This window comes from Mesorhizobium captivum, assembly GCF_033977165.1.
In the GTDB taxonomy this organism is placed as follows: domain Bacteria; phylum Pseudomonadota; class Alphaproteobacteria; order Rhizobiales; family Rhizobiaceae; genus Mesorhizobium; species Mesorhizobium captivum.
This window is the reverse complement of record NZ_JAVIJB010000028.1, coordinates 1-13,319: the sequence shown is the minus strand read 5'-3', so window position 1 is coordinate 13,319 and position 13,319 is coordinate 1. Positions and strand designations below refer to the sequence as shown.

Sequence of the window (13,319 nt, the reverse complement as noted above, 5' to 3'; positions counted from 1 at the left end):
AGAAAGGGTCGCATCGGCCTGCACATGAGGCTATAGAGGCCTGTCGTTTCAAGCCGCCAAGGCGGCATCTCAAGGGAAAAGAACATGGCCAATGTGGTGGTCGTCGGCTCGCAGTGGGGCGACGAAGGCAAGGGCAAGATCGTCGACTGGCTGTCGGAACGCGCCGACGTGGTCGTACGCTTCCAGGGCGGCCACAATGCCGGTCATACGCTGGTCGTCGACGGTAAGGTCTACAAGCTGTCGCTGCTGCCGTCCGGCGTGGTCAGGCAGGGCAAGCTGTCGATCATCGGCAACGGCGTCGTCTTCGATCCGCATGCCTTCGTCGCGGAAGTCAAGAAGCTCAAGGAACAGGGCGTGGACGTGACGCCTGAAAGCCTGAAAATAGCCGAAAACACCGCGCTTATCCTGTCGCTGCACCGGGAGCTGGACGGATACCGCGAAGACGCCGCCTCGAATTCCGGAACCAAGATTGGCACGACCCGCCGCGGCATTGGCCCCGCCTACGAGGACAAGGTGGGCCGGCGCGCGGTGCGGGTAATGGATTTGGCGGATTTGGAAACGCTTCCCCTGAAGATCGACAGGCTGCTCACGCACCACAATGCGCTGCGCCGCGGGCTCGGCCATGCCGAGGCGACGCATGAGGCGATCATGCAGGAGCTGACCTCGGTGGCCGGCGAGATCCTGCCTTACATGGACCGCGTCTGGAAGGTGCTCGACGACAAAAGGCGCGCCGGCGAGCGCATCCTGTTCGAGGGCGCGCAAGGCACGCTGCTCGACATCGATCACGGCACCTACCCCTTCGTCACCTCGTCCAACACGGTGGCGGGACAGGCGGCCGCCGGCTCCGGCACCGGCCCCGGCGCCATCGGCTATGTGCTCGGCATCACCAAGGCCTATACGACGCGCGTCGGCGAAGGCCCGTTCCCGACCGAACAGGAGAACGAGGTCGGCGAGTTCCTCGGCACGCGCGGCCACGAATTCGGCGTCGTCACCGGCCGCAAGCGCCGCTGCGGCTGGTTCGACGCGGTGCTGGTGCGCCAGGCCGTCGCCGTCAACGGCATCAAGGGCATCGCGCTCACAAAGCTCGACGTGCTCGACGGGCTGGACGAGATCAAGGTCTGCACCGGCTACCGCCTCGATGGCGAGATGATCGACTATCTGCCGGCCAGCCAGGGCGCCCAGGCGCGCGTCGAGCCGGTCTATGAGACGCTCGAAGGCTGGAAGGGGACGACGGCCGGCGCCAGGAGCTGGAACGATCTGCCGGCGCAAGCGGTCAAATATGTCCGCTACATCGAGGAGCTGATCGGCGCCCCGGTGGCGCTGCTTTCCACCAGCCCGGAGCGGGACGACACGATACTTGTGACCGATCCGTTTCAAGACTAGTTTCACAGCCCTTCCCGGCGTAACGGCTGATTTGTGCGCCGGGGAAAGAATGCAGGTCAACTGACGCATGGCAGATTTCGTTAGTGTTCTGAAAAAGCAGCTTGAGAAGCACGTCGAGCCCTCGTCCGAGCTTCGCAAGCGGATCTACGAGAACGTTCGTGCGGCACTGGTGAAGAAGCTCGCGGAGTATTCTCCGCCGTTGGCTCCCGATGTCGTCAGCAAACAGAAACGCTCGCTGGAAGACGCGATTTCCAGCGTCGAGCGGGAGTACACCAAGCCCGCTCCGGCGCCCAAGCCCGTGCTGGCGGAAGATCCGCTGGCGGAGCTGGAGCACATCTTCTCGTCGATCGACCGCAACAAGAACCAGCCGAGCCATGTCCGGCAGCCGCCGATAGCGAAGCCCGAACCTGCCAAGCCTGAGCCGTTCAAGCCGGCGCCGGTGCCGGTGAAGACGGAACCGAGCTGGCAAAGCGCATCAAAGACGGAACCGAGCTGGCAAGGGGCAACGGAGACGGAGTCCGGCGGCTGGCACAAAGTGCCTTCGGCGCCACCGCCGATGCCCTCGCCGCGCGAGGACGATGTCGGCATGCCCGGCATGAACGCCGCCGAGCCGGAGGACGGCGGCAATGTCTTCGCCAATGACGAGCAGCCGGCCGCAGACACTTTCCAGCGGCTGCGGCCGCCGCCACGCAAGCGCAGCTATGGCGGGTTGATCGCGACCGTTGTCGCGTTGCTGGTGCTGGGCGGGGGCGGTTACGGCATCTGGCTGAACAAGGATGCGTTCAGCTCGATGCTCGGCTTGAAAGGCGGTGGCAGCAAGACGGTCTCGACCGAGCCTCTGGTCAAGCCTGCTCCGGCAAAACCGGCCACCGAGACGGCGGCCGCGCCGCCCGCCGCGGGCAACAACGCGACGACTGCCAATGAGCCAGCCGAAACAGCGAAATTCACCCAGCGTCTGACGCCTGAGGGCAAGGAGACCGATCCCGGTCCGGCCGGCGGGCAGAGCACCATCGGCGAGGGCGAATCCGTCGCCGCGCTGACCACACCGCCGCCGGCCGCGCCGGCGACGACTACTCCGCCGGCCCCTGCCGGCACGCCACCGGCTGCGCAAACGCCGGCCGCGACCCCGCCTGCCGCGGGAACGCCGCCTTCCGGTGCTGCCGCCAATCCGCCCGCGCCGGCAGCCGGGACCCCTGCAGCGGGGACCACACCGCCTGCCGCTGGCGCAACGCCACCCCCCGCTGGCGCAACGCCGGCACCCGCGACGGCGCAAGCGACCGTGCCGGTCGGCCAGAAGGCGATCTTCTATGAGGAGCGCACCAGCACGCAGCAGGGCACCGCCGAGCCCGGCAGCATCGTCTGGTCGCTGGTGCAGGAATCGCCGGGCGGCGACCTGCCGCCGGAGCCGGCAATCCGCGCCGAGGCAACCATTCCCGGCAAGGACATCCAGCTGCGCATGACGATCCGGCGCAACACCGACCAGACCTTGCCGGCCAGCCACATCATCGAGATGATCTTCCTGACGCCGGAAGGGTTTGACGGCGGCGGCGTCGACAACATCCTGCGCATCGCCATGAAGAGTTCCGAACAGGACGCCGGCAGTCCGCTGATCGGCATCCCGGCCAAGATCGCCGACGGCTTCTTCCTCGTCGCGCTCAACGACACCAAGGCCGACGAGGACGCCAACCTGACACTGCTCAGGGGACAGGCCTGGATCGACGTGCCGGTGGTCTACAAGACCGGACGGCGCGCCCTGCTCACCATGGAAAAGGGCATCCCCGGCGAGAAGGTTTTTGATGAGGCGCTGAAGGCCTGGGCGACGAAGACGTCGGGCTGAGGAAGGGACGCCCCTCGGATTCTACCGCATCAAAACAGCCGGTATTTGGCTAAGGGTAGTCCGTTGCGCCTGACGTAGTCATTCCAGCTATCGATGGCTTCTCTATTCTCTTCTTGCCATCGGCGCGTCTTTTCAGCCGCGACCGCTGTCGCAATGCCCGATTCAGAAGCTCTGGAGATGTTGATGCCCAGAGCCTTCGCGTCTTCAATCAGCCGGGCACCGATCGAGATTCTGACGGATTTCCGCTGAGATTTGGAACTGAGTCGAAGCATGTTGGAGCCTCCGATCATGCGTATCGTAAAACGCCTGGACGCTCGCGGGCAAGCCAGTCACCCCTCCATCTCCTCGCGCAGCATCTCCAGCTCCAGCCACTCTTCCTCCAGCGCAGCCAGTGTGGTGCGCTCCTTGTCAAGCGCGGCGATGGTCTTCTGGAACGAGACCGGGTCGCGCTCGTAGAAGGACGGGTCGGCGATATTGTTCTCCAGCCGTGAGATCGAAGCCGTCACTGCCTCGATTTTCTTCGGCAGGGACTCCAGCGCGAATTTTTGCTTGAACGAAAGCTTCTTCGCCGGGCCTTTCGGGGCGGCCTGTTCGGCCTTCGGCGCGGCGCTTGCGTCGGCGGTTTCGACCTTGGGCCTTGCCTTGCGGTCCTCCAGCCTGGAGCCGCCGCGCTGCGCCAGCATGTCGGAATAGCCGCCGATATATTCGATCCAGCGGCCACCGCCGTTGGGCGCGATCACGCTGGTGACGGTGCGGTCGAGGAAGTCGCGGTCGTGGCTGACCAGGATCACCGTTCCGGCAAAGCCGGCGACCAGCTCCTGGAGCAGCTCCAGCGTCTCCATGTCGAGATCGTTGGTCGGCTCGTCGAGCACCAGCAGGTTCGCCGGCCGCGCCAGCACGCGGGCCAGCAGAAGACGCGCGCGTTCACCGCCCGAAAGCTCGCGCACCGGCGTGCGCGCCTGCTCGGGCTTGAACAGGAAATCCTTCATATAGGAGACGACGTGGCGCTGCTCGCCGTTGACCAGAAGGTTCTCGCCGCGTCCGTCGGTCAGATAATGCGCCAGCGTCTCCTGCGGGTCGACGGCCTCGCGCTTCTGGTCGAGCGTGGCGATCTCCAGATTGACGCCGAGCCGCACCGAGCCTGCATCCGGGGCCAGCTCGCCGGTCAGCATCTTCAACAGCGTCGTCTTGCCGGCGCCGTTCGGCCCGACCAGGCCGACGCGATCGCCACGCTGGATGCGGGTCGAAAAGCCTTTGACCACGGTAAGGTCGCCAAAACTCTTCTCGATGTTCTTGGCCTCGATCACCAGCTTGCCGGATTCGGCAGCGTCGCTCGCCACCATGGTGGCCGTGCCCTCGGCGCCGCGATGGCTGCGAAAGCGCTGGCGCATGGCCTGCAGCTCGCCGAGGCGGCGCATGTTGCGCTTGCGCCTGGCCGTCACGCCATAGCGCAGCCAATGCTCCTCGCGCACGATCTGGCGGCCGAGCTTGTGCTGCTCGCGCTCTTCCTCTTCCAGAACCTGGTCGCGCCATTCCTCGAAATGCGCAAATCCCTTGTCCAGCCGCCGCGTCTGGCCGCGGTCGAGCCAGACTGTGGCGCGCGAGACGCGCTCGAGAAATCGGCGGTCGTGCGAGATCAGGATCACGGCGGATGAGGTGCGGGCAAGCTCCTCTTCCAACCATTCGATGACCGACAGGTCGAGGTGGTTGGTCGGCTCGTCGAGCAGCAGGATGTCGGGTTCCGGCGCCATCACCCGGGCAAGCGCGGCGCGTCTTGCCTCGCCGCCGGAAAGGTCGTTCGGCTGTTCCTCGCCGGTGAGGCCGAGATGGTCCATCAAATAGGTGGCGCGATGCGGGTCGTCGGCCGGCCCGAGCCCGGCTTCCACATAAGCGCGCACGCTGGCGAAGCCGTCCATGTCGGGCATCTGCGGCAGGTAGCGAACCGTGGCCGAGGGCTGGCGGAACACCTCGCCGTCCTGCGGCTCGATCATGCCGGCGGCGATCTTGAGTAGCGTCGACTTGCCGGAGCCGTTGCGGCCGACCAGCGCGATCTTCTCGCCGGCGGAGGCGCTCAGCGCCGCGCCGTCGAGCAGCGGCGTGCCGCCGAAGGTCAGTTTAATGCCGTCGAGATTGAGGAGTGGCGGCGCCATGTCAGCTTTCGGGAAGAGGATAGGGGTGGGCGAGCAGCAGCGCCCGGCCGCGCTCCAGCGCGATGCCAAGCTGCCCTTTGACCTCGTTTGATATAGTGAGCGAGGAGCCGAAGGCCACCTCGACACGGTCGAGCGGCCATTTGGCGCCCGTGACCGTCAGGCCGGCGAGATCGGAGAAGCCGAGCACCGAGAACAGCGTGCCATCGGCGTAGTCGAAGCGGGCTTTGCCCGGCAGGACGGGCACGCCTTCCTGCGCGCCGCTGGTCAGCAGCACCGTCGTGCCCGCCTCGGCCAGTCGCACGCTGAGAGCCTGATGCAGGAAGGCATGGTCGGCGCGCTTGCCGCCGAAGGCGCCGGCCAGCACCAGGCTGGTGGCGCCGCGCGCAAGCGCCTCGGCAATGGCGAGCTCGCCATCGGTCATGTCCTTTTCGGCCGGAAAGATTTTACGCGGGACGGCGGCGAGATCGTCCGGCAGGTTCGCCGGCACCGAGTCGAAATCGCCGACCCAGAGTTCGGGCACGAGGCCGAGCATGTGCGCATGGCCGATGCCGGCATCGGCGGCGATGATGCGCGAGCCTTCGATCTGGCGATCGAGCCGAGGCGTGCGGACGAGCTCGCCGCCAAGCAGGATGGTGAATGTGCCCATGGCCGTCGCCCTTACCAGCCCCGCCCGCGAAACGGAAGCCTGGCGCATCCAAACGAAGGGCGCTGCGTTGTCGGGTAAGCCGTGATGCCTTGGATGCCCGGCAAACTTCCGCTTGCGCGGCACTTCGGCCGGGCCTATGTCTCGAAACGCTCTAACGGGGTGCCGGACGCTGACTTTGCGAACCGGCTGAGAGGCGACAATGCCAACCCGCTGAACCTGATCCGGTTTGTACCGGCGGAGGGATTAGACGTTTCGGACCATCCGGCGCCTCAATTCCTTGTCACGCGAACGAAGGAGGCGCCGATGCGCTCATTGTTGTCCCAGCTTATTCTCGCAACGGGCCTGGTTTCGCTTTTGGCGGGCGTCGGGCCTGTCGAGGCGAAGGACAAGCTCACCGTCTACACCTATGAAAGCTTCACCGCCGATTGGGGTCCGGGGCCCGCGGTGAAGAAAGAGTTCGAAGCCGAATGCGGCTGCGATCTCGAATTCGTCTCGGTCGCCGACGGCGTTGCCTTGCTCAACCGCGTCAAGCTGGAAGGCGCCGGCACCAAGGCCGACGTCGTGCTCGGGCTCGACACCAACCTGACCGCGGACGCCAAGGCGAGCGGCTTGTTCGCGCCGCATGGCGCGGTCGCTGACATAAACGTCCCCGGCGGCTGGAAAGACGACAGCTTCGTGCCCTTCGACTACGGCTATTTCGCCGTCGTCTACGACACCGAGAAGCTGAAGAGCCCGCCGAAGAGCTTGAAGGAACTGGTCGAGGGCAGCGCCGCCGACAAGATCGTCATCCAGGATCCGCGCACCTCGACGCCGGGCCTTGGCCTGTTGCTCTGGGTAAGGTCCGTCTACGGCGACAAGGCGCCGGAAGCCTGGGCCAAGCTCAAGTCCAAGGTTCTGACCGTGACGCCCGGCTGGAGCGAGGCCTACGGCCTGTTCACCAAGGGCGAGGCGCCGATGGTGCTGTCCTACACCACCTCACCGGCCTACCACATGGTGGCGGAGAACACCGAACGCTACCAGGCGGCTTCGTTCGAGGAGGGCGAGTACCTGCAGATCGAGGTTGCCGGCATCACCACGACTGGCGCGAAGAACCCGCTGGCGGAAAGATTCATCGCCTTCATGACCGGGCCGAAATTCCAGGACGTCATCCCCGAGACCAACTGGATGTTCCCGGCCGGCAAGACCGACAAGCCGCTCAACCCGGCCTTCGACAGACTGGTGAAGCCGACCAAGACCCTGCTGTTCAGCCCCGAAGAGGTCGCGGCCAACCGCAAGGCCTGGGTGGATGAGTGGCTGGCGGCGATGAGCAAATGACGGCGCCCTTCACCCTCCCCCTTGTGGGGAGGGTCGATCCGCGAAGCGGAGCGGGGTGGGGGTAGCGGCGTTGCGCATTTCCTTACCCCCACCCCGGTTCGCTGATGCCGCTTCGCGGCATCCGCTCACCGACCCTCCCCACAAGGGGGAGGGTGGAAGGCCGGCGCTTGACACCCGCGTCACCGCCGGCATCGTTGCCCTCGCCGCTATCGCCTTGCTTATCGGCGGCGCTTTCGCCGGGCTTATCCTCGAAGGCGCGCACGACCCGTCCGGCGCTCTCGCTGCCTTCGACGGCTATCTCTTGCGCGTCGCCCGCTTCACGCTGTGGCAGGCGCTGCTGTCGACGCTGTTGTCGGTCGCGCCGGCGCTGCTGGTCGCGCGCGCCCTGTCCAGGCATCCGACCTTTCCCGGGCGTCGGCTGATCCTGCAGCTCTTCACCGTCCCGCTGGCGCTGCCGGCGATCGTCGCGGCGCTCGGCGTGCTGGCACTCTATGGCCGCGCCGGTTATTTCGCCGGCATCCTCGGTAAATTCGGCGGCGGGGAATGGCCCGGCATCTACGGCCTGTCCGGCATCCTGGTCGCGCATGTGTTCTTCAATCTGCCTTTGGCCACGCGCCTGTTCCTGGAGTCGTTGGCTACCGTGCCCACCGACCAGTGGCGGCTGGCGAGCCAGCTCGGCATGGGCGCCTGGCCGGCGTTGCGGCTGATCGAATGGCCGGCGCTGCGCGCGGCATTGCCGGGCATCGCCGGCCTGGTGTTCATGCTCTGCATCACTTCCTTCACCATCGTGCTGACGCTCGGCGGCGGGCCGTCGGCGACGACGCTGGAGGTCGCCATCTACCAGGCGCTGCGCTTCGATTTCGATCCGGCCCGGGCGGTGGTGCTGACGCTGCTGCAGATCGGCCTGACCGTCGTTGTCGTCGCCGTGCTGATGCGGCTCGGCGCCAACACCGTCGGCGACGCCAATCTGCCGGTGGCGCCGCGCCGCTATCTTGCAACCGGCAAGGTCGAGGCCGTTCTGAACGCCGGCTTGATCGCGCTTGCCCTGCTGTTCGTCGCCGGACCGATGGCGGCAACCGTACTCGCCGGGCTGGATGCGGATCTCGGCCGGCTGGCCGGCGAGGACGCCGTGCGCCTGGCGACGCTCACCAGCGCCGGTCTCTCTTTCGTCTCGGCGCTGCTTTCGGTGATTTTGTCGCTCTCGCTCATCGCGGCCCGGCGCGCGCTGGCCTTGCGCCGTCGCGCGGGCAGCGCCATGTCGCTGCTCGAGCATGCCACCGACACCGGCGCCGGTTTCGTGCTCGTCGTGCCGCCGATCGTGGTCGGCGCCGGCTGGTTCCTGGCGCTGCGCGGCATCACGGATGTCTTCGCCATCGCGCCCGTCATGGTCGTCGCCGTCAATGCGGTGATGGCGATGCCTTTCGCCATCCGCGCCGTTCGTCCGGCCTACGATGCGGCAAGCGAGCGCCATGAGCGGCTCTGCGTAGCGCTCGGCATCTCCGGCTGGAACCGGCTGCGCCTGGTCGACTGGCCGTCGCTCAGGCGGCCTTTGGCCACCGGCTTTGCCTTCGCCATGGCGCTGTCGCTCGGCGATCTCGGCGTGATCGCGCTGTTCGGCAGCGATGCGGTGCAGACATTGCCCTATCTTCTGCTCGCGCGCATGGGCAGCTACCGGACCGCCGACGCCGCGGGGCTGGCCTTGCTGCTCGGCCTCGTCTGCCTGATGCTGGTGGTCGCTGCCGATTGGCTGGGGCGGGAAGCAAAGGCATGATGACGACCAACAACGGCATTGTGGCGGGGACCGGGCTGGCCGTCAGGCTGGAGGACGTTTGGTTCAGCTATGGCGAGGCATCGTTCCGCTTCGATGCCGAATTCGCGGCCGGCAGGATCACCGCCATCATGGGACCGAGCGGCTCCGGAAAATCGACGCTGCTCAATCTGGTCGCCGGCTTCGAAAAGCCAAGCGCTGGCAAAGTGCTGATCGGCGGGATCGATGTCGACAATGCGCCGCCTTCGGCGCGCCCGATGTCGATGGTGTTCCAGGAAAACAATCTGTTCGCCCATCTCTCTGTGGAGGGTAATGTCGGGCTCGGCCGCTCACCATCGCTCAAGCTCACCTCCGCCGACCGCCACGCGGTCGCGGAAGCGCTGGCGCGCGTCGGCCTTGACGGCAAAGAGAAACGGCTGCCGCGCGAGCTTTCCGGCGGCGAACGGCAGCGCGTCGCGCTGGCGAGGGTGCTCTTGCGCGACCGGCCTGTGCTTCTGCTCGACGAGCCTTTCGCCTCGCTCGGTCCGGCGCTGCGCGACGACATGCTGGATCTGGTCGCCGACATCCACGCCGAACGGCACATGACGGTACTCTTCGTCACCCACCAGCCGGAGGATGCGCGCCGCATCGGCCAGGGGATCGTGTTTGTGGACGAGGGCAGGGTCGCGGCAACGGGACCGGCCGCCGATTTCTTCGACCGCTCTGGACCGGACGCCTTCCGGCGCTATATCGGCGATCGAGGCGGCAGCGTGGCCGGATCACAACATATTGCCCGGAAGCGGACATAATTTACGGCCAAACCGGCAACGGGTGATCCGGCGTTTGCTTGCCTTGTCCGGGGGAGTGTGGCTAGGTCCGGCCATGCTGGTCCGGGTGGGCTGCGATTTGCCGAAAGAGTTCGAAAGGAAGCCGATCTGCCGACCGGCGCGGAGAAAGTGTGGATGAAGCCGCTGACGCGATTTTTCGCGTGGGCCGGCTTTGCCGTGGCGCTGGCGAGCTGCCAAATGTTCACGCCGCCGGATGTCCAGGAATCTGGCTTCCAGCCCTCCGACAGGCCGATCACGGTCGACAATGTCGTTGCCAATGCCAAGCTCGCCGACATGGCGAAGGCGCAGCACCCGCGCATCCTGGCGACCTATGGCGGCGAATATTCCGATCCGAAGCTCGAGCGCATGGTGGCCAAGGTCGTCGGCAACCTGACGGTGGTGTCGGCCAATCCGACGCAGACCTATCGCATCACCATCCTCAATTCACCCAACGTCAACGCCTTCGCGCTGCCGGGCGGTTATCTCTATGTCACGCGCGGGCTGCTCGCGCTGGCCAATGATTCCTCCGAGCTCGCCGCCGTCATCGCGCATGAGATGGGCCACGTCACCGCCAATCACGGATTGCAGCGGCAGCAGCTCGAGGCCGAGGAAGGTCTGGCGACCAAGGTGGTCTCCGATGTGCTCGGCGACAATCCGACGGCCAAGGCAGCGCTCATCCGCGGCAAGCTGAAGCTCGCGCAGTTCTCCCGCAACCAGGAACTGCAGGCCGACGCCATCGGCATCAAGTCGATCGGCGAGGCAGGGTACGATCCGTATGCCGCCGGCCGCTTCCTGCAGTCGATGTCGGCCTATACCGATTTCCGCTCGGTCAGCGGCGCCACCGACGCCAGCCTCGACTTCCTGGCCACGCACCCCAACACGCCGCAGCGCATCGACTTGGCGCAGCGGCTGGCCCGCAACTTCGGGCCACCGGGCGTCGGCAGGCGCGATCGCGACGCCTTCCTCGCCGGCATAGACGGCCTGCTCTACGGCGATACGCCGGAAGAGGGCTATGTGCGCGGCCAGACCTTCATGCATCCCGGCCTCGGCGTGTCGTTCTCGGTGCCGGACGGCTTCGTCATCGACAATTCGGCGGCGGCTGTGACAGCGACCGGACCTGGCGACATCGCCATCCGCTTCGACGGCGTGGCGATCGACAAGTCGGTGGCGCTGGCCGATTACATCCGCAGCGGCTGGGTCGCCGGACTGGAAGACTCAAGCGTGCGCCAGGAAACGGTCAACGGCAACGAAGCCGCGATGGCCCATGCCACCGCGCAAGGCTGGCAGTTCGATATCGCGGTCATCCGGGCCGGCGGGCAGGTCTACCGGCTGCTGACCGCGGCACCTTCGGCCAGCACAGCGCTGGAGCCGGTTGCGCGTTCGGTCAGCGGTTCGTTCCGTACATTGAGCGCGGCCGAGAAGGCGGCGCTGAAGCCGCTGCATATCAGGGTGGTCACCGTGCAGCCGGGCCAGAACATGGGCACGCTCGCGGCCCAGATGGTCGGGGTCGACCGCAAGCTCGACCTGTTCCGCGTGCTGAACGCCATGTCGCCCGGCGCGACCGTGTCGGCCGGCGACAAGGTAAAGATCGTCACCGACAAGTAGGGGCCGGCGTCCGCGTTCATGCGGCTCCGCCAGGATTTAGCTCGACGCTGTCTATTCGGTCGGTCCGGGCATGCCGTCGCTGCCGCTGTCCGTCAGAGCCCGTCGCTGCTGACGGTGTCAAAGCCGCCGCTGGTGCCACTGTCCGTGCTGCCGGTGGTGCTTCCGTCAGTGCCGCCGGCGGTGGCTCCGTCAGCGCCGCCGGTGGTGCTTCCGTCAGTGCCGCCGGTCGTGCTTCCGTCAGTGCCGCCGGTCGTGCCGCCCTCAGTGCCGCCATCAGTGCTGCCACTGTCAGATCCGCCGCCGCCGCGGCCGCGGGGCTCGGGATGATCACCGCCATTGCCGCGCCAGGACGCTGGACCAGTATCCTTCTGTCTTGGCTTGACCGGTGTCTCGACGGCCTTTGGCGTGGGTATGCGGACCACCTTTATCTTCGTGACTATTTTTCGCACGATCTTGGGCTTGCACACCGCGACCGTTAAGTCGCTGCGCGCGGGGAGGCCGAGAATGCTCATCGAATACGCGCCTTGCCGCTTGATGCCGGCTTTGAGAAAAGCCAGGGCGCGGGCCGAATCGGCGGGCACGCCGTTGCGGCCTTCCTGGAAGATCAGCGCGAGATCGTTCATGGCGTTGATATGACCCATAGCCGCTGCCTTGAGCATCAGGTCCAATCCCTTGCCGGTATCGGGCTGGACGCCGAGACCGTTGAACAGGGCTCGTCCCCAGGCGGCCATGGCGTAGGGGTCTCCCTTGTCGGACGCTTGCGAATAGAGGCCGTTGGCTTTCGCGGGATCCACGGCCGTCCCTGTTCCAGACGCGGCGATGTAGCCGAGCTCGAACATGGCCCGCACATGCCCTTTGTCAGCCGCATCCTGAATGGCCTTCCTGGCCTCGTCGACCTTGCCGGCCGCCAGCAGCGCCCGCCCGAGCTCGTAGCGGAAACGGTTGACATCGGGATAGGTCTTCACCGCTGCCTCGCAGGCTTCAACCGCCCCACCGCCAATCTCATTCGGCTGCCGGCCGGGGGCGACGCCCTGCAGATCGAGCGGCGCGCCCGCCGCCTGATCGCAGGGGTCGACGCTTGGCGACAGCTTCATCGTCGCTCGCTTGGACGCCTTGTCGGCGCGGATCTGGAAGCCGACCTCGACGGGAGCCGCCGCGCCGATCTGGGGCTCGTAGCGCAAATGGTCGACTTCGTCGGCCATGAGGCTCGAATCCGGAGACAAGGTCCGATCCGGCAGCGACAGCGTGCCGGTCGCCGGGTAGCTCGCGAGCTTCAGGCTGACCGCGGGGTCCTTGGTCGGAAAATCCAGCTTTAGCGGCACCGGGCCGACACCGACCGGAATCCTGACGTCGCGATTTTCGATCGCCTCGGCGGCGCCGGTGATGTGGATGCCGCGCTCCGACGCCGGCTGCGTCTGCTCGACCATGACCTGCCGACCCTCGGGCTCATCGTGGCGCATCAGCACCACCTCGTCGACCAGCGAGGAATTCTCCCATGGAACCTGCTTACCATTGGTCGCTTTCACGACGTCCCGGCGAATGGCGGCCATGACCGTGCGTATCTCCTGGTTCGGCGCCAGCGCGCGGCGGGAGAAGGCGGACGAAAACGGGCTGAGGGCACCAGTGCCGTCATAGGCGACCGCTCCCGGCTCTGTGGCAAAGGCAATGAGCGTGTTCAGCGAGCTTTTCACCTGCGCCAGGCCGGTATCGCCAGCGACGATCAACTGGTCGCGCAGCCAATAGTCCTTGCGCGGAAACGGATTGTTGCGGCAGGCGTCGAGGATGATCACCTGGATCTTCGACTTCGAGC

At 66.4% G+C, this 13,319-nt stretch carries 10 protein-coding genes and 1 riboswitch; of the genes, 6 read left to right on the top strand and 4 right to left on the bottom strand.

Translation table 11 applies throughout. From position 1 onward, the window contains the following. The first annotated feature begins 84 nt into the window (after positions 1-84). Together RFM40_RS22165 and RFM40_RS22160 are read left to right on the top strand one after the other, a co-directional pair. Positions 85-1,383 (top strand): adenylosuccinate synthase, encoded by a 1,299-nt coding sequence (locus RFM40_RS22165; protein ID WP_320278236.1) that lies wholly within the window; start codon positions 85-87, stop codon positions 1,381-1,383. Between the two features lie 67 nt (positions 1,384-1,450). After that, on the top strand, positions 1,451-3,220 hold the full coding sequence (locus RFM40_RS22160) for a hypothetical protein (RefSeq protein WP_320227643.1): 1,770 nt from the start codon (positions 1,451-1,453) through the stop codon (positions 3,218-3,220). 29 nt (positions 3,221-3,249) lie between these two features. On the opposite strand, the gene RFM40_RS22155 is transcribed toward RFM40_RS22160, so the two are convergent. Genes RFM40_RS22155 through RFM40_RS22145 form a run of 3 tightly spaced genes read right to left on the bottom strand, consistent with a single transcriptional unit; the run spans position 3,250 to position 6,016 of the window. Beyond that, positions 3,250-3,492 carry a type II toxin-antitoxin system CcdA family antitoxin gene (locus RFM40_RS22155; protein WP_320227644.1) on the bottom strand — a complete coding sequence of 81 codons (243 nt, stop codon included), beginning with the start codon at positions 3,490-3,492 and terminating at the stop codon, positions 3,250-3,252. Positions 3,493-3,549: 57 nt separating this feature from the next. Beyond that, a complete protein-coding gene (locus RFM40_RS22150) occupies positions 3,550-5,370 on the bottom strand; it encodes an ABC-F family ATP-binding cassette domain-containing protein (RefSeq protein ID WP_320278235.1) in 1,821 nt (606 codons plus the stop codon). Position 5,371: 1 nt separating this feature from the next. Beyond that, entirely contained in the window at positions 5,372-6,016 is a 645-nt protein-coding gene (locus tag RFM40_RS22145) for a thiamine diphosphokinase (RefSeq protein WP_320278234.1), read from the bottom strand. A gap of 145 nt (positions 6,017-6,161) precedes the next feature. Then, a riboswitch (TPP riboswitch) is annotated at positions 6,162-6,276 on the top strand. A gap of 43 nt (positions 6,277-6,319) precedes the next feature. Between RFM40_RS22145 and thiB the strand changes: the two genes are divergently transcribed. The 4 genes from thiB (at position 6,320) to RFM40_RS22125 (ending at position 11,509) form a co-directional block, all read left to right on the top strand. Beyond that, positions 6,320-7,330 carry a thiamine ABC transporter substrate binding subunit gene (gene thiB, locus RFM40_RS22140; RefSeq protein ID WP_320227647.1) on the top strand — a complete coding sequence of 337 codons (1,011 nt, stop codon included), beginning with the start codon at positions 6,320-6,322 and terminating at the stop codon, positions 7,328-7,330. 190 nt (positions 7,331-7,520) lie between these two features. Continuing rightward, positions 7,521-9,101 (top strand): thiamine/thiamine pyrophosphate ABC transporter permease, encoded by a 1,581-nt coding sequence (gene thiP / locus RFM40_RS22135; protein WP_320227659.1) that lies wholly within the window; start codon positions 7,521-7,523, stop codon positions 9,099-9,101. After that, positions 9,098-9,886: a thiamine ABC transporter ATP-binding protein gene (gene thiQ / locus RFM40_RS22130; RefSeq protein WP_320227648.1), complete on the top strand. Its 789-nt coding sequence runs from the start codon at positions 9,098-9,100 to the stop codon at positions 9,884-9,886. The genes thiP and thiQ overlap by 4 nt, the downstream gene beginning before the upstream one ends. Before the next feature lie 153 nt (positions 9,887-10,039). Next, the gene (locus RFM40_RS22125; RefSeq protein WP_320278233.1) at positions 10,040-11,509 is read left to right on the top strand and encodes a M48 family metalloprotease; all 1,470 of its coding nucleotides are present in this window, start codon (positions 10,040-10,042) and stop codon (positions 11,507-11,509) included. Positions 11,510-11,601: 92 nt separating this feature from the next. On the opposite strand, the gene RFM40_RS22120 is transcribed toward RFM40_RS22125, so the two are convergent. Beyond that, positions 11,602-13,319, bottom strand: a 1,718-nt coding sequence (locus tag RFM40_RS22120) for a caspase family protein (protein ID WP_320278232.1), incomplete at its 5' end; no start/stop codon positions are given.